The following is a 15633-nucleotide window of genomic DNA, read 5'->3' as shown; positions in this document are numbered from 1 at the left end:
GCGTTAACCCTTTGCTAACCATACACCGGGCAAAAATTGCCCAGTGGAGTCGAGTGTCGTCAGCCGCGTAGAACGGGAGCTCCCGTGGACGCCAGTGCGGTGCCTCACTTTCGAAACGGCGGCCCATCGGCCGCCGCGCAGACGTTTGGGGCGCGCGGGCGACGATCGCGCGGGGAGGCAGCTACCATGGTCGATGTCACCGCGGGACAGGGCGTAGGCGGGGCGAGGCCCGGCCTCCCCTCCCTCACCGAGATCGTCAACGTCCTCAAGCGCGGCGATATCGCGCTCGCGCTCGGCATCCTCACCATCCTGGTGGTGCTGATCCTGCCTCTGCCCGCGATCGTGCTGGACCTGTTCCTGGCGATCTCGATCACGCTCTCGATCCTGATCCTGATGACGTCGCTGTTCATTCAGGCGCCGCTGGAATTCTCCGCCTTCCCGACCATCCTCTTGATCTCGACCATGCTGCGCCTGTCGCTCAACATGGCTTCGACCCGCCTGATCCTGTCGCACGGGCACGAGGGCACGGATGCCGCCGGTCATGTTATCGAAGCCTTCGGCAGCTTCGTGATGGGCGGCAATTTCGTCATCGGCATCATCGTTTTCGCTATCCTGGTCATCGTCAATTTCGTCGTCATCACCAAGGGCTCGGGCCGTATCGCCGAAGTCGCCGCGCGCTTCCACCTCGACGCCATGCCCGGCAAGCAGATGGCGATCGACGCCGACCTTTCCGCCGGCCTGATCGACGAGAAGGTCGCCAAGGAACGGCGCAAGGCGCTGGAGGACGAGAGCGGCTTCTTCGGCGCCATGGACGGTGCCTCCAAGTTCGTCCGCGGCGACGCCATCGCCGGCCTGCTGATTGTCTTCATCAACGTCGTCGGCGGCATGATCATCGGCGTGGCGCAGCAGGGCCTGTCTTTTGCCGATGCCGGCCGCAGCTACACGCTGCTGACCGTCGGCGACGGCCTCGTCACCCAGGTGCCGGCGCTGATCGTCTCGACCGCGGCCGGCCTGCTCGTCTCCAAGGCGGGCGTTTCGGGTGCGGCCGACAAGGCGCTGATGAAGCAGTTCTCCGGCTATCCGCAGGCGCTGGCGATGTCCTCCGCGGTCATGCTGGTATTGGCGGCGCTGCCGGGTATTCCGACCCTCCCCTTCCTCGCGCTCGGCGCGGGCGCCGGCGCGCTGGCCTGGTCGGCGCGCAAACGCAACCGTGCCACCGCAAAAGCCGACGAAGCCGCCAAGGCCGCGCCCGCCGCCGGCACGCCCGGTGCGCCGGGCGCCGCCGCTCAGGAAGAGCCGATCTCGGCAGCGCTCAAGATCGACGACCTCAAGATCGAGCTTGGCTATGCGCTCTTGCCGCTCGTCAATGGTCCCGATGGCACCGACCGCCTCACCGAGCAGATCAAGGCCTTGCGCCGCTCGCTCGCGATCGAGATGGGCTTTGTAATGCCGTCGGTGCGCATCCTCGACAACGTCCAGCTCGAGGCCAACACCTACATCATCAAGATCAAGGAGGTCGACGCCGGCACCGGCAAGATCTGGCCGAACCAGTTCATGGTCATGGACCCCGGCGGCAACCAGGTGCAGCTGCCCGGCATCCACACCACCGAGCCGACTTTCGGCCTGCCCGCGACCTGGGTGGACGCCAGCCTGAAGGAAGAGGCCTCGCTTAAGGGCTACACGGTGGTCGACGCGGCGACCGTGCTCTCGACCCACCTCACCGAGCTGCTCAAAGGCAACATGTCGGACCTGTTGTCCTATGGCGAGGTGCAGAAGCTGCTCAAGGAGCTGCCGAAGGAGCAGGGAGAGCTGGTCAAGGATATCGTGCCCGGGCAGGTCACGGTCTCCGGCATCCAGCGCGTGCTGCAGCTTCTGCTCGCCGAGCGCATCTCGATCCGCGACCTCTCGACCATTCTCGAAGGCATCGCGGACTCTCTGGCCTTCTCGCGCAATCCGGCGACCATGGTCGAACACGTCCGTGCCCGGCTGGCGCGGCAGATCTGTGCGCAGAACACCTCCTATAACGGTTATCTGCCGCTGATCGCGCTGTCGGCGCGGTGGGAGCAGGCCTTTGCCGAATCCATCATCGGCCAGGGCGAGGAGCGCAGCCTCGCGATGCAGCCGTCGAAACTGTCGGAGTTCATGACCGCCGTGCGCGAGGCGTTCGAGCGCGCGGCCCGCGAAGGCGAGGCGCCGGTACTGGTTACATCTGCGGCAATTCGTCCGTTCGTGCGTTCGCTGGTCGAGCGGTTCCGTGCCCAGACCACGGTGCTGTCGCAGGCAGAAATCCACCCTAGGGCGAGGTTGAAAACGGTCGGAAGCGTCTGATTTGCCTCAAGAAGCCGTATGTTTTTTGGCCACAGGCAAATGGTTTTTGAGTTCCTGGCGCCTTGTGGACCAAAGGCCGACAAGGCGCCTTGCATGCACATTACAGCATTGAAATAATTGTAAAATCGCATGATCAGGTGCCGCTTTTGATCGCGGCAGTTCACGTCCTGTCACGCTCTTGTGACCGCCCCTTGGGAACGAATCCGCCCAATACTAGGTTGTTGGCGACCGGAAGCATGAACCCGCCTGGACTGGCGGGTGACTACTTCGGGTAGATGGCGGCAGGAGGCTTCCATGAACCACTCGATTTACAGCGCGGATCGCTCGACCCATCTCAAGATCGTGGTCGTCGCGCTCGTCGCCGGCATCACGGTGGCGGGTCTCGGCATCACCGCGCGTACGAGTTCAGATGAAGGCCTGACCCAGACCGCTCGCGTTATGAAGGCCGGCAAGCCGGTCGCTATCACCAGCTCGAACGTTTCGCTCGTTCGCTAAGGAGAATTGAGTTTCAGGAATTCACGCGGCTCTTTACCAGCCCCCCAAAGTCGCCACGTGGATATGTAGACGACCCCAACCCCAAGTCGACTACAGAAAGCGCCCGCCCCCCACGGGCGCTTTCTCATGTCTGGACCAATGTTTCGGTTGGGAGCGCACGCCTTAAACTCGCAGGATGCACGGCGATCATCCTCCAACTACCGTGCCCCATAGGTCGGCGGCGGCGCCTGCACGGTCGGTGCTGCCGCGGCGAAGAGATCGGCCTTGTTGCCGGTGAGCGGCGGATAGATGCGCTTGCGGTTGATGATCTGTTTGGTTGCCTTCGCGGCCTGGCCGGTCGTCCGCACCTCCCGGTCCCACCCTTCCGTGTAGAGCGCACCCCACTTCCCGAGATCGAGCACGGTCACGTACCAGTCGATCCGCAGCGGCAAGAGCGGCAGGCCGGCGAGATCGGCCACCGCGTTGTGGCCGGCGAAGCGGCCCATGGGACGGGCGAACTGGCAGGACATCACGGTCGGATGCAGACCGTCGACCACGCTAGAGGCGACATCGCCAGCCGCAAAGACGCCGGGCTGATCCGCAACCCGCATGAAGGGATCAACCAGGAGGCGCCCGAGCCGATCGCGCGCGCCCGGAAAACTCGCCGCGAGCGGACTCGCGCGCATACCGGCACACCAGATCACGGTCTGCGCGGCGATGAACTCGCCGGAGTTCAGCCGAATGCCGGCGGCCTCAACCGACACGGCGCGGGCGCCAAGACGCATCTCCACCTCGAGCGACGATAACGCCGTTTCGATCACGGGGCGCGCATGCGCGCCGATGGTGGCGCCCACGGCGGGATTGGAATCGACCAGGATAATACGGCGGCTGCCGGTGATGCCCGCACGCGCCAGCCTGCCCGGCATCTCGGTTGCAACCTCGATGCCGGTAAACCCGGCACCGACCACAACGACCGTCGAACGCCCAGGCGACGGCGCGCTGCGTCCGAGCGAGGCGAGATGCTCCTCGAGGCGGAGCGCCGCAGCATAGGTGTCGACGTCGAAGGCGTGGTCGGCAAGGCCGGGAATGCCGGGACGCATCACTTCGCTGCCGAGCGCGAACACGAGCCGGTCATAGGCCAGCGTCTCTTCGCCGCTGCTCGTGACCAGCGCGATCTCGCGCCGTGCGGGATCGATGGCCTCGACTTCGCCGATGCTATGACTGACGCCGACGGGATCGAGCAGTTGCGGAAGCGGAATGACGACCTCGCTGAGATCGACCTCGTAATTGCGCACGCGAATATTGTGATAGGGGTTGCGATCAATGACCTGAATATCGATGTCGCTGCCCGCGCCGATTTCGTCACGCATGCGCGCGGCGCCGATGGCCGCCCACAGGCCTGCAAATCCGGCACCGAGCACGACGATACGCGCCATGTCCGTCTACTGCGCTTTCCCTAGAGATCGATATGCGATCGAGCGGTCTGCCCGCACAGATAGATATAGCCTACCCGCTGCGATGGACCAACAGCGCCAACATCGGTCTCAAGACGCATTCACGAACGCAGCTCAGGCTTGCCGCACCTCCGACGGCGTCGCGCCGAAGCGCTTGCGGAAGGCGCGGTTGAAATAGGACAGATCGGAGAAGCCCGACGAATGCGCGATATCGCTGATCTTGCGCGCCTTGGCGCGGGGATCGCCGAGCAGCTTTCGCGCCAGCAGCAAGCGCTGCTCCAGCACGAATTCGGTGAACGTCGTGCCGGCCTGCTCGAACAGGCGCTGCGCCTGCCGCGGGCTCAGGCTTGAGCGCGTCGCTATCTCGGACAGGCAGAGATCGCTGCGGCCAAGCCCAGCCATCACATCGGCCCGCATGAGATCGAGGCGCGCTGCCGCATGTCCCCGGCCACGCGCCAGACTTGCATGCTCGGCATCGGTGCCGAGCAGGAGGCCGACGAGATCGACCATGTGCTGCGCGGTCAGACGCTGGCCGACGGCGTCGAGATGCGGCGCGTGATTGGCGGCGAGCGCGTGATAGCGAAAGACGGTCTCGGCAACCGCACCGTCGCAGAGCACCTGGGACAGTTTGTCCTCGGCGCGCGGATTGATGTCGAGCAGCGCGCGGCGCGGCATGCGGATGGTGGTGAAGCGATCTTCGTCGGTGTGGCCGATGGTGCCCGTGACGCTCATGTCGACCAGCATCATCTGTGCGGGCGCGAGCTCGACGGCATGGCCGTTCTGCCGAACGCGGACGAGGCCCGCATGTGCCGATATCAGCACGAGATCGTCGTTGCCGTCGGCAAGGCCGCTCTGCGTGCGTGAGTATTGCGCGGAGGCGCCTTCGGGAACGGCGAGCGCGATATTGTCGACCACGCTGATCTGGAGCCGGCAATCGATGCTGTCGCCATGGCTCGGTCCGATATCGAGACCGCAGGGACCACAGGCCCTGTCGCGCCAATGCTCGAACGCCGGGCCGTGCGGCAGCCCTGCATATTGGTGAATGAAGATGCCTGGCGTCTTCGCTGCATCCATCTGACTTCTCGCCCCTCTCGGGCGCCGTAAACATCGACGCCGACACTCGATTGCGCGGATTTGACGCTGCGAACCGGGGGGAGGTTCAAATCGGGGGTGGATTCGGTTGGACTTGTCGAAATGCGACGATGGGATGGACCGTGGCGACATCATGGAATTTCGAGCCCAACGGTCGCGGTCATACCCCGCGCAGGCGGGGTATCCAGTACGCCGCGGCTTATCAGTTCATCACGGCCGTCACGGAATACTGGATCGCCCGCCCCAGTGCGCAAGTGCGCACAAGGCGGGCGATGACGGCACTTAGATGCAGACTACTTCTTCGCGGGCGCCTGCGGCTGCGTGGATGGCACCGTCTCGATCAGCTTGCCGGAAAACACCGGCGCCGAGGTCGGCTGGCCGTTGGGTGAGCCGCCGGCCTGCTCGATGGTGACGGCATAGGTCGCGCCGTTGACGACGTCGGCGTCGTAGGAGCCGAGCACCGGCCGCGCTGTGAAATCGCCGGCGCTTATCACGCCGAGCGAACGCGGGCGCGGCAGCTTGTCGGAGATCAGCCAGAGCTCGAAGCTCTTGCCGGGCTCCGGAGTCGCGCCGACCTTGCGCACCGTGAAATTGCGCGTCGCGCCGTCGATGGTGAGGATGAAGGCGGGTCCGCCGCCCTGGCCCTGCAACAGCGCGACATATTGCGCGGACGCAGTGAGCGGCGACGACGGCGTCTTCACTTCGACCGTCTGGATGCGCGGCGCAGGTCGCAACGGCCCCGGCAGCGCATCGGGCTGGAAGATCTGCAGCGACATCGTCACCAACAGCGCGGCAGCGAGCGCGCCGACGCCGGAGGCAATGCTGCGCCAGCGCTTCACGCGGCTCTCGAGACGGATCACATTGCTATTGTCAGCAACGCGCGCCGGCGGCGCGCGCGCGACCTCAAGGTCCGGCGCATGGACCTGCGGAATGAATACCGGGACGAGGTCGGGAATAGCATCCGGTTGGGGCGGCTGCGGCTGCGATACCTCTTCAGATGAAAATTCCTGCGACGGGGTGTCCGCCGAGGACGATTCCGGCACAGGCTGGGGCGGCGCGGCTTCCGGCAGCGCCGGCGGCTCCTGGACATGGGGCTCCTGGGCATGGGCCGTCCGCGCGATCTCGGACCTGATATTCTCCCACACGACCGGCCGCGGCTCGATCGTGCCGACCATCTGGTTGAGGACGCCGAACCGGTATTCCCAGGCTCGCACGATCGCAGCGAACTCCTCGTCCACCGCCATCATGGTCGCGACCTGCGCGCGCTCGTCGGCATCAAGTGTGCCGAGCGCGTATTCCGCGGCGAGCGCGATATGGTCCTCCGTGTAGGCCATCAGTTGCAGTCCAAAGCCACCGTCATAGTCCGAGGCACTCCCGGATATCCAACATGCTGCGCCGGAGCCACGTCTTCACCGTGTTGACGGGCGCGGAAAATTTTTCCGCCAATTGCTCGCGGCTCCAGCCGTTGTAATAGGCGAGAAGCACGAGTCTCTGACGGTCCGGCTCGAGCCGGCCGATGCATTCCAGGAGCCGCTTCAACTCCTCGGACATTTCCCGCCGCGCCAGCGGATCGGGACTGTCGGCGGCGACCTCCATGGCCTGGGGCTCTTCCTCGATCGAGACTTCCGTCTTCTTGCGCACGACGTCGATGGCGCGGTTGCGCGCGATGGACGCCATCCACGTGATCGGCGATGACAGCGCCGGATTGAACTGGCCCGCGCTGTTCCAGATCTTGACGTAGGTCTCCTGAATGACCTCCTCTGCGAGATCCTGTCGGCGCAAGATACGGAGCACGACGCCATAGAGTTTCGCGCGCGTGGCGACGTAGAGCCGCTCGAACGCGACCTGATCGCCCTTCGCCACCGTCCCAATCAGCCCGACCAGCTCTGCTGGCGTCAGCATTCAGCCCCCCAACGCGCGGCCCCGTCGCTTCTTCCTTCACCTCTCCCCGACGGGGAGAGGTCGATTTGCGCAGCAAATCGGGTGAGGGGGCTCGGGGCTAACGGCAGACCGTAACCCCTCGCCCGGCGCTCCGCGCCGACCTCTCCCAAATGGAGAGGTGGACACACCTCGGCCGCTGGCTCGCTTTCATCCTTGCTACCATAGCGCGCAGCAAAGCCCGCCACCAAGGGGCGGGAGCGCCACACTGTGGACAGCAAAGACGAAAACCCGGACCTTGCGGGTCCGGGCTTTCAAATTCTCGGCGGTTGGCCCGCTGGCTGCGCTTTAGGCGATGGCGCCCATGCGCGCACGCATCAGGCCGATGCTGTCGAGATCGGCCTGCTCGCGGGCGCTTTCCTCGGCCCGTTCGCGGGCCTGGTCGCGCTCGTCCAGGAGCTCGACCTTCTTCAATTCCTCGAAGGCCTCGCCAAGCGCAGCCTTGGCTTCCTCGAGCTGGCCCTTCAGTTCGTCGGCCGAGCGGGTCAGGTTCTCGCGGCGCTGGATCGCGGCCTTGGCATAGGTGGGATAGGCAAAATGCGAGGGATCGTTGATCCCGGCGCGGTCCTGCTCGGTCTGGATCTCCCGTTCGAGATCGACCGACATCCGCTGGAAGTCGGCAATCATGGACTCGATCTGGGCGACCCTGCGGCGCTTCTCGTCGACCTGAAACTTCTTCAGGCGAATAAGGGTATCACGTGACTTCATCGACTCGTACTCCCCAGAAGTCCCCTGGCTGCGCGTGGGACAACACCGGTCTCCCCACAGGGCCGATTTGGGCCCAGACCGGCTTGGCTACTCTGTGGAACGGATGATGACGGGACAAAGTTAGCGTTCCGTTTCCAAATTACCGATGATTTGCGCCAACTGCCGGTAGCCGTCGGCAAGCGAGGCGCTTTCGTCCTTGCGCTGACGCAGGAAGGCCTCCAGCGGCTCGTGCAGGCGGATCGCCTCGTCGACCTCGGGGCTGGAGCCGGCCCGGTAAGCGCCCAGCCGGATCAGCTCCTCCATGTCGGCATAGGTTGCCATCACCTGGCGCGCCCGCTGGATGGTCGGCCAGAACTGCGGATCGGCCGATTTCGGCATGGTGCGGGAGACGGATTTGAGAATGTTGATGGCCGGGTAGCGGCCGCGCTCGGCGATCGAGCGCTGCATCACGATATGGCCGTCGAGAATGCCGCGGACGGCGTCGGCGATCGGCTCGTTATGATCGTCGCCGTCCACCAGCACCGTGAAGATCGCGGTGATGGCGCCGACGCCGAGGCCGGGGCCGGCGCGCTCCAGGAGCTTCGGCAGCTCGGTGAAGACGGTCGGCGTGTAGCCCTTGGCGGTCGGCGGCTCGCCGGCGGACAGCCCGATCTCGCGCTGGGCCATGGCAAAGCGCGTCACCGAGTCCATCAGGCAGAGGACGTCCTGATCCTCGTCGCGGAAATATTCGGCGACCGCCAGTGTCAGATATGCGGCCTGCCGTCGCATCAAGGCGGGCTCGTCCGAGGTTGCGACCACAACGACGGAGCGTGCCAGGCCTTCCTCGCCGAGGTCGTCCTGCAAGAATTCCTGCACCTCGCGGCCGCGTTCGCCGATCAGCCCGATGACGCTGATATCGGCATCGACGTTGCGCGCGAGCATCGAGAGCAGCACCGACTTGCCGACGCCGGAGCCCGCGAAAATGCCCATGCGCTGGCCGCGGCAGCAGGTGAGGAAGGTGTTCATCGCGCGCACGCCGAGATCGAGCGGGGCGCCGACGCGCTTGCGCGAATGCGCCGGCGGCGGCGCGTTGCGGAACGGCATCGGCGAGGTGCCTTGCGGCAATGGGCCCTTGCCGTCGATCGGCTCGCCCAGTGCATTGACGACGCGGCCGAGCCAGGCCGCACAGGGCCGCACCTGGTTGGCGGCATTGGCGATGACCGCCTTGCAGCCGCGGCGCACGCCGTCGAGCCCGGCAAACGGCATCACCACGGCATTGTTGCCCGAGAAGCCGATCACTTCGCAGGGGATGAAACGGTTGGCGCCGGTCTCGATCACGAGCCGGGCACCGACCGACATCGCGTGAATCGGGCCCGCCACCTCGACCATCAGGCCGCGAACGCCGACCACGCGGCCATAGATGTTGACACCGTCGATGTCGCCGATCTGCTCGGCCAGAGCCTTCATAAGGGCTGAGCCTTCATTAAGGCCTTCATCCATTGGAGCTTCATGGCCCAAACCTTAAGTTTCGCCATATTTCTGAACGGCGCTTAACTTCGTGTTTACCCGCATCGTTAATCATTGCGTCACTGTCTTTGTGACTGAGCGTGACTCCCCTTCAGAAGAAGGCTGAGTCGCGAGAGTCGGTTAGGCCCGTCTCTTAAAGTGGAACTTGAACGGTATCGGGTGACGAAAGCTGCTTCACGCGCAAGACCTTAGGGCGATTCGACAAAAATTGCACCAAGGGGACTTGCGTTCCAGAATCAGAGTTTGTTAACCATCTGTCGTCAGGATCCGAATCAGTTGTTCAAAGGCGTTTTGTTGAGTGCCGCGAATGCGGCCGACCTGACGCCCAGGAGCGGCGACTATGGGGAACTGGCATGCGCGTTTTGCTGATTGAAGATGACAGCGCCGTCGCGCAGTCGATCGAGCTGATGCTGAAGTCTGAGAGCTTCAACGTTTACACGACCGATTTGGGGGAAGAAGGCGTCGATCTCGGTAAATTATACGATTACGACATTATTCTTCTCGACCTCAACCTGCCCGACATGTCCGGCTACGACGTGCTCAAGCAGCTCCGGGTCTCCAAGATCAAGACACCGATCCTGATCCTCTCCGGCCTCGCCGGCATCGAGGACAAGGTCAAGGGTCTCGGCGTCGGCGCCGACGACTACATGACCAAACCCTTCCACAAGGACGAGCTGGTTGCCCGCATCCACGCGATCGTGCGCCGCTCCAAGGGCCATGCCCAGTCGGTCATCCAGACCGGCGACCTCGTCGTCAACCTCGACACCAAGACGGTCGAAGTCGGCGGACAGCGCGTGCATCTGACCGGCAAGGAATACCAGATGCTGGAGCTGCTCAGCTTGCGCAAGGGCACGACCCTCACCAAGGAAATGTTCCTCAACCATCTCTATGGCGGCATGGATGAGCCCGAGCTGAAGATCATCGACGTCTTCATCTGCAAGCTCCGCAAGAAGCTCGCCAACGCCTCCGAAGGCCGCAACTTCATCGAGACCGTGTGGGGCCGCGGCTACGTGCTGCGCGAGCCGCACGAGCAGGAAGAGCGCATTCCGGCCTGATCAGTTTACGTCGCGAGCCCTTCGGGCTCGCTCCTCCCAGCCTGGACCCCGCCGCAAATGGCGGGGTTTTGTTTTTGGGGACGCGATCAGGACTTCATCGCCCTGGCGTCGTTGAACCGCTATCCTCCTCCCGCCGACGAATGGTCGCTGCACGATGGGGGAACGATGATCCTGCAATCACTCGCCGGCCTGCCCGCCTTCCTGGTCTATTTCTGCACCGGGCTGATCGCGATCGTGGCGTATCTGTTCGTCTATACCCGCATCACCCCGCATAACGAATTCCAGCTGATCCGCGACAACGAACCGGCCGCGGCGATTGCGCTCGGCCTCAGCCTGCTCGGCTTCGTGGCCCCGCTGGTCAGCGCGATTGCCCATTCGGCCAATGTGCTGGACTGCCTGATCTGGGCCACGATCGCGCTGATCGTCCAGATCGTCGTGTTCTTTCTCGTCAAGGTCCCGGTGCCGAACCTGTCAGCCCGGATCGGCGCCGGCGAGCTTGCACCGGCGATCTGGCTCGGGCTGTCCTCGCTGGCCGCGGGCCTCCTGAACGCAGCCTGCATGATCTACTGACATGGCAGAGAAACCTCCCAGCAAGCAGTTCGGCAAGCGCCGGCAGGCGCTCCCGCCGCCGACACCGCGACAACCTGTAAAACGCTCCGGCCATGTTGCGCTGCTGGTGATGGGCACGATCGCGATCGGCACCACCGCCTACACGCTGATGCCGCGGCAGAGCTGCGAGCCCCCTCCTCCCGGAACGCCGGCGCAGACCAGCACCACTTGCAGCAGCAGCTCGTCGGGCGGCAGCAGCGGCTCGCGATGGTCGTCACGATCGAGTTTCTTCAGCAGCGATTCCTCCGGCCATTCGTCGTCGGGGACGTCGTCCGATTCGGGTTCGGGCGGCGTCACGCGCGGAGGCTTTGGCTCCTTTGCCCATGGCTTCTCGGGCGGTGGCTGAGGCATGCAACGCATCGTCTGCCCCGAACGCGACGACTGGCGCCAGACCGCCGAACAATGCGGCTTCGTATTCCACACCATCGACGGTGAGCGCTATTGGGACGAGCGGGCCTACTACGCCTTCACGCTCGACGAGATCGAGCGCGGAATCGAGACACCGACCGGCGAGATCGACGCGATGTGCCTGGAGCTCGCCGGCCGCGTCATCGGCGACGAGCGCCACTTGCGGCGATTGAAGATCCCGGAGGCGTTCTGGAACCTGATCGCGGCGAGCTGGGCGCGTGACGACCGCAGCCTCTACGGCCGGCTCGACCTGAAGTTCGATGGCAAAGGCCCGGCGAAGCTGCTCGAATACAACGCAGATACGCCCACCTCGATCTTCGAGGCCGCGGTGTTTCAGTGGACCTGGCTGGAGCAGGCCATCGAACGGCGCATCATCCCCGCGCGCGCCGATCAGTTCAACTCCATCCACGAGCGGCTGATCGAAGCATGGAAGGCGATCGGCGCGGGCCGCCATCTGCATCTCACCGGCACCACCGGCAATGACGAGGACGCCGGTACGCTGGCCTATCTCGAGGACACCGCGCGCCAGGCGGGGCTATCGACCACGCTGCTCGATATCGCGCAGATCGGCTGGCGCGACGAGGCCGGCGGCTTCGTAGATCTCGACGACCGCGACATCGCGCTCGCCTTCAAGCTCTATCCCTGGGAATGGATGTTCCACGACGACTTCGGCGCAAGGCTCGACGAGGCGCGGACATGCTGGATCGAGCCGCCGTGGAAGGCGGTGCTCTCCAACAAGGGCATCCTGCCGCTGTTATGGGAGATGTTTCCGAACCATCCCAATCTGCTGCCGGCCTTCTTCGAAGACGACCCGCGCGCCGCCGAGCTCGGCAGCTCCTATGTGCGCAAGCCGCTGCTGTCGCGCGAGGGCGCCAATGTCACGCTGGTCTGCGGCGGCGTGCCGCTTGACGCGCACGCAGGCCCTTACGGCACTGAGGGCTTCGTGCACCAGGCGCTCGCGCCGCTGCCGAACTTTTCAAACTTCTATCCGGTGGTCGGAAGCTGGCTGGTGAACCATGAGCCATGCGGTCTGTCGATCCGCGAGGACGAGAGCCCCATCACCGGCAACGGCTCGCGCTTCCTGCCGCACGCGATTTTGTGAGGCTTGCTCTTCTTCCTTCTCCCCTTGCGGGAGAAGGTGGCGCGAAGCGCCGGATGAGGGGTTGCATCGGCAAACTCAAATCGTAAGAGACGGATTCGCGGAGATAACCCCTCACCCGTCTCGCCGCTACGCCATAGCCGATGCGAAGCATCGGCGTTCTAAGGACGGCGGCCGAAGGCCGCCTATGCCACCCTCTCCCACAAGAGGCCCACAAGGGGAGAGAGAAATAAGAGATCATCTCGCCGCTGCGATCTTCAGCGGCTGCGGCATCAATCCGCCCATCGGGCGTCCGGAGCGAACGGGATTGAGCTGGTAGAGGCCACGGCGGTCGGCGACGGGCCGGAAGGCATCGGTGATTCCGACCACGGATTCCGCGGCTCCTAACAGCAGCGTGCCGTCGGCCTCCAAACACTTCGCCATGCGCTCGAAGATCACCGCCTTGGTGTCCTGGTCGAAATAGATCAGCACGTTGCGGCAGAAGATCACGTCGAACGTGCCGAGATGGGAGAAGTCCTGCAACAGATTGAGCTGGCGGAACTGCACCATCGAGCGAATGTCGGCGTTGAGCTGCCAGATGTCGCCCGACTGCGTGAAGTATTTGACCAGGAACCCGATCGGCAGGCCGCGCTGCACCTCGAACTGACTGTAGACGCCGGCCTTGGATTTCTCCAGCACCTCCTGCGACAGATCGGTGGCGATGATCTCAATGCGCCAGCCGGCGAGAGAGGCGCTCATCTCCTTCAGGCACATCGCGATCGAGTAGGGCTCCTGTCCCGTCGAGGAAGCCGCCGACCAGATGCGCAGCGACCTGCGCGCCGCGCGCGCCTGGATCAGTCCGGGCAGGATGGTCTCGCGTAGATGATCGAACGGGATCTTGTCGCGAAAGAAGAAGGTCTCGTTGGTGGTCATCGCCTCGACCACGCTGCTCGCAAGCCGGCCGTCGCCGTTCCTGATCTTGAGGACGAGATCCGGAATGCCTGAAAGGCTCGCCTTTCGGGCCAGCGGCAAGAGCCGGCTTTCGACCAGATACTGCTTGTCGGCGGAGAGATCGAGACCGGAACGCTCTTTCAGAAACTTGCGCAGATACTCATAGTCCGTGGGCGTCACGAGCGGTCTCCCGCGAACAGGCGGTTGACCTTGGATCCGATCTGGTTGAGCGGCAGGATCGCCGAACAGATGCCGGCATTGGCGGCGGCGCCCGGCATGCCCCAAACCACGCTGGAGGCTTCGTCCTGGGCGATGACGCTGCCTCCGGCGGCGACGATGTCCTTGGCGCCGCGCATGCCGTCCGAGCCCATGCCTGTCAGGATCACGGAGAGGATAGCGCCATGCCAGATGTCGATGGCCGAGGTGAAGAGCGGATCGACCGCGGGCTTGCAGAAATTGACGGCGGCGCCGTCGTCGAGCGAGATCGCGACGTCGGCACCGCTGCGCACGACGCGCATGTGCCTGCCGCCCGGCGCGAGATAGATGCGGCCCGGTTTCACCGGTTCGCCGTCGACCGCCTCACTCGCCGGCTTGCGGCTCGATCGCGCCAGATGCTCGGCAAGAATGGTGGTGAAAGTCGGCGGCATGTGCTGGGTGATCAGCACCGGAACGCGGTCGATTACCGGACCGAGCTCGGTCACGAGCGACATCAGCGCCTGCGGACCGCCGGTCGAAGAGCCGATCAGCAGGACCTTCGGTGCCTGGGTCGAGAACGGGCGCGTGACCAATGATACCGACGACGCAGCATGCGCGGCGGGTGCCGGCGCGGCAGGGCGCGCAACCGGTCCGCGCGCGGCGGGAGTTGGGCTGGCGGGCGCCAGCGGCGGGCTCGCGACCGCGGCCTTCCTGCGCAGCCGCGCACCGAGATGGCGGATCTTCTGGATCAAATCGTGGTGGAAGATGTCCGCAGCGGACGCTTCGCGCGTCGATTCCGGCTTCGGAATGTAGTCGGCAGCGCCGAGCGACAGCGCCTTGAAGCTGATCTCCGCGTTGCGGCGGGTCAGCGTCGAAGCCATGATGATGACGAGATCGCGCTTCTTCGCCAGCAGTTGCGGCAGCGCCGAGATGCCGTCGAGCTCGGGCATTTCGATGTCGAGCACGGCGACGTCGGGGTTGATGCGTTCGATCTGGTTGACGGCCTCGAGCCCGGTGCGCAGCGAAGCTGCGACCTCCATGTCGTGCTCGGCGCCGACCCAGCGCGAGATCAGACCGCGAATGACGACGGAGTCGTCGACGATCATCACGCGTAGCGGCCCGGCTTCGCGCGACGGGCTCGTGGTCGAACTACCTGCGAACGCAACACTCATTACTCACCAACTCAGACTGAAACGGTACAGTTGAAAAACAAGCGCCGGAGGCTCCGTTCGACGTTCGGACGGTCGCTCAGATCAGGCCGACTTCCTGGAACTTCGCCGTCACGATGTCCTTGTCGAAGGGCTTCATGATGTATTCGTTGGCGCCGGCGTGCAGGGCACGCGCGATGTGCGCGACGTCGTTCTCGGTGGTGCAGAACACGACCTTGGGCTGGTCGCCGCCCGGCATGCGCCGGAGATGGCCGAGAAACTCGTAGCCGTCCATGACCGGCATGTTCCAGTCGAGCAGCACCGCGTCGGGCAGGCCGCGCTTGCAGGCCTCCAGCGCCTTCTCACCGTCCTCGGCTTCGAGAATCTGGAAGTCGAGGCCCTCCAGGATCCGGCGCGCAACCTTGCGGATGACGCTGGAATCATCAACGACGAGACAAGTGCGCATGTGAACCTCTGCTTCCTTCCCCCTTTTTGCGGGGGCACTTCCAATTGCAAGTCCGGCGGCGATGCCGCCGTATCACGCCGCCATCATCTCGGGCGCGAGCTCGAGGACGCGATCGACGTCGAGGACGACCATGAGCTGTCCGTCGAGGCGGTGGACGCCGCCGGCGAGCTTGGCCATGCGGGGATCGAGGTTGACGGGGTTGTCTTCCTTGCCGTCCTCGGAC

At 64.6% G+C, this 15633-nt stretch carries 15 protein-coding genes and 1 pseudogene; 6 read left to right on the top strand and 10 right to left on the bottom strand.

The features are described 5' to 3' along the window. Nucleotides 1-186 precede the first annotated feature (186 nt). Together flhA and GWG65_RS35740 are read left to right on the top strand one after the other, a co-directional pair. The gene (flhA, locus tag GWG65_RS35745; protein ID WP_275200134.1) at nt 187-2328 is read left to right on the top strand and encodes a flagellar biosynthesis protein FlhA; all 2142 of its coding nucleotides are present in this window, start codon (nt 187-189) and stop codon (nt 2326-2328) included. Nucleotides 2329-2622: 294 nt separating this feature from the next. Next, nucleotides 2623-2823: a hypothetical protein gene (locus GWG65_RS35740; protein WP_275200133.1), complete on the top strand. Its 201-nt coding sequence runs from the start codon at nt 2623-2625 to the stop codon at nt 2821-2823. Nucleotides 2824-3020: 197 nt separating this feature from the next. On the opposite strand, the gene GWG65_RS35735 is transcribed toward GWG65_RS35740, so the two are convergent. The 6 genes from GWG65_RS35735 to fliI all read right to left on the bottom strand — a co-directional run bounded on the left by GWG65_RS35735 (nt 3021) and on the right by fliI (nt 9440). Further along, complete coding sequence (locus GWG65_RS35735; protein ID WP_275200132.1) at nt 3021-4238, bottom strand: NAD(P)/FAD-dependent oxidoreductase; 1218 nt, start codon at nt 4236-4238, stop codon at nt 3021-3023. A gap of 132 nt (nt 4239-4370) precedes the next feature. After that, entirely contained in the window at nt 4371-5330 is a 960-nt protein-coding gene (locus GWG65_RS35730) for an AraC family transcriptional regulator (RefSeq protein ID WP_275200131.1), read from the bottom strand. 311 nt (nt 5331-5641) lie between these two features. Beyond that, nucleotides 5642-6682 (bottom strand): anti-sigma factor, encoded by a 1041-nt coding sequence (locus tag GWG65_RS35725; protein WP_275200130.1) that lies wholly within the window; start codon nt 6680-6682, stop codon nt 5642-5644. A 22-nt stretch (nt 6683-6704) separates the two neighbouring features. Then, nucleotides 6705-7250 carry a sigma-70 family RNA polymerase sigma factor gene (locus GWG65_RS35720; protein ID WP_275200129.1) on the bottom strand — a complete coding sequence of 182 codons (546 nt, stop codon included), beginning with the start codon at nt 7248-7250 and terminating at the stop codon, nt 6705-6707. 324 nt (nt 7251-7574) lie between these two features. Further along, nucleotides 7575-7994, bottom strand: coding sequence for a flagellar export protein FliJ (gene fliJ / locus GWG65_RS35715; protein ID WP_148737232.1), 420 nt, complete (start codon nt 7992-7994; stop codon nt 7575-7577). Between the two features lie 120 nt (nt 7995-8114). Then, nucleotides 8115-9440 (bottom strand): flagellar protein export ATPase FliI, encoded by a 1326-nt coding sequence (fliI, locus tag GWG65_RS35710; RefSeq protein ID WP_275200169.1) that lies wholly within the window; start codon nt 9438-9440, stop codon nt 8115-8117. 413 nt (nt 9441-9853) lie between these two features. Between fliI and GWG65_RS35705 the strand changes: the two genes are divergently transcribed. From GWG65_RS35705 to GWG65_RS35690, 4 genes are all read left to right on the top strand, one after another. Next, complete coding sequence (locus tag GWG65_RS35705; RefSeq protein ID WP_015688285.1) at nt 9854-10555, top strand: response regulator transcription factor; 702 nt, start codon at nt 9854-9856, stop codon at nt 10553-10555. 165 nt (nt 10556-10720) lie between these two features. Beyond that, nucleotides 10721-11125: a DUF350 domain-containing protein gene (locus GWG65_RS35700; protein WP_275200125.1), complete on the top strand. Its 405-nt coding sequence runs from the start codon at nt 10721-10723 to the stop codon at nt 11123-11125. 1 nt (nt 11126) lies between these two features. Beyond that, a complete protein-coding gene (locus tag GWG65_RS35695; protein WP_275200124.1) occupies nt 11127-11510 on the top strand; it encodes a hypothetical protein in 384 nt (127 codons plus the stop codon). Nucleotides 11511-11513: 3 nt separating this feature from the next. Further along, the gene (locus tag GWG65_RS35690; protein WP_275200122.1) at nt 11514-12674 is read left to right on the top strand and encodes a glutathionylspermidine synthase family protein; all 1161 of its coding nucleotides are present in this window, start codon (nt 11514-11516) and stop codon (nt 12672-12674) included. 234 nt (nt 12675-12908) lie between these two features. On the opposite strand, the gene GWG65_RS35685 is transcribed toward GWG65_RS35690, so the two are convergent. The 4 genes and pseudogenes from GWG65_RS35685 to GWG65_RS35670 all read right to left on the bottom strand — a co-directional run. Further along, on the bottom strand, nt 12909-13781 hold the full coding sequence (locus GWG65_RS35685; protein ID WP_275200120.1) for a protein-glutamate O-methyltransferase CheR: 873 nt from the start codon (nt 13779-13781) through the stop codon (nt 12909-12911). Beyond that, the gene (locus tag GWG65_RS35680; RefSeq protein ID WP_275200119.1) at nt 13778-14968 is read right to left on the bottom strand and encodes a chemotaxis response regulator protein-glutamate methylesterase; all 1191 of its coding nucleotides are present in this window, start codon (nt 14966-14968) and stop codon (nt 13778-13780) included. The genes GWG65_RS35685 and GWG65_RS35680 overlap by 4 nt, the downstream gene beginning before the upstream one ends. A 76-nt stretch (nt 14969-15044) precedes the next feature. After that, nucleotides 15045-15410, bottom strand: a complete 366-nt coding sequence (locus GWG65_RS35675; RefSeq protein ID WP_007600538.1) for a response regulator — start codon at nt 15408-15410, stop codon at nt 15045-15047. A gap of 72 nt (nt 15411-15482) precedes the next feature. Next, a pseudogene (locus GWG65_RS35670) lies at nt 15483-15633 on the bottom strand (chemotaxis protein CheW); the annotation flags it as partial.

Origin of the sequence: Bradyrhizobium sp. CSA207 (assembly GCF_029051685.1) — a bacterium.
Taxonomy (GTDB): Bacteria; Pseudomonadota; Alphaproteobacteria; order Rhizobiales; family Xanthobacteraceae; genus Bradyrhizobium.
The sequence above is the reverse complement of the archived record's forward strand: the minus strand, read 5'-3'. Positions and strand labels throughout refer to the sequence as shown.

Bases quoted from the DNA above. Each gene is read 5' to 3' on its own strand.
- GWG65_RS35730 (WP_275200131.1), bottom strand. From the start codon at position 5,330: ATGGATGCAGCGAAGACGCCAGGCATCTTCATTCACCAATATGCAGGG.
- fliJ (WP_148737232.1), bottom strand. From the start codon at position 7,994: ATGAAGTCACGTGATACCCTTATTCGCCTGAAGAAGTTTCAGGTCGAC.
- GWG65_RS35695 (WP_275200124.1), top strand. From the start codon at position 11,127: ATGGCAGAGAAACCTCCCAGCAAGCAGTTCGGCAAGCGCCGGCAGGCG.
- GWG65_RS35705 (WP_015688285.1), top strand. From the start codon at position 9,854: ATGCGCGTTTTGCTGATTGAAGATGACAGCGCCGTCGCGCAGTCGATC.
- GWG65_RS35690 (WP_275200122.1), top strand. From the start codon at position 11,514: ATGCAACGCATCGTCTGCCCCGAACGCGACGACTGGCGCCAGACCGCC.
- GWG65_RS35725 (WP_275200130.1), bottom strand. From the start codon at position 6,682: ATGGCCTACACGGAGGACCATATCGCGCTCGCCGCGGAATACGCGCTC.
- GWG65_RS35675 (WP_007600538.1), bottom strand. From the start codon at position 15,410: ATGCGCACTTGTCTCGTCGTTGATGATTCCAGCGTCATCCGCAAGGTT.
- GWG65_RS35740 (WP_275200133.1), top strand. From the start codon at position 2,623: ATGAACCACTCGATTTACAGCGCGGATCGCTCGACCCATCTCAAGATC.
- flhA (WP_275200134.1), top strand. From the start codon at position 187: ATGGTCGATGTCACCGCGGGACAGGGCGTAGGCGGGGCGAGGCCCGGC.
- GWG65_RS35720 (WP_275200129.1), bottom strand. From the start codon at position 7,250: ATGCTGACGCCAGCAGAGCTGGTCGGGCTGATTGGGACGGTGGCGAAG.
- GWG65_RS35735 (WP_275200132.1), bottom strand. From the start codon at position 4,238: ATGGCGCGTATCGTCGTGCTCGGTGCCGGATTTGCAGGCCTGTGGGCG.
- fliI (WP_275200169.1), bottom strand. From the start codon at position 9,440: ATGAAGGCTCTGGCCGAGCAGATCGGCGACATCGACGGTGTCAACATC.
- GWG65_RS35680 (WP_275200119.1), bottom strand. From the start codon at position 14,968: ATGAGTGTTGCGTTCGCAGGTAGTTCGACCACGAGCCCGTCGCGCGAA.
- GWG65_RS35700 (WP_275200125.1), top strand. From the start codon at position 10,721: ATGATCCTGCAATCACTCGCCGGCCTGCCCGCCTTCCTGGTCTATTTC.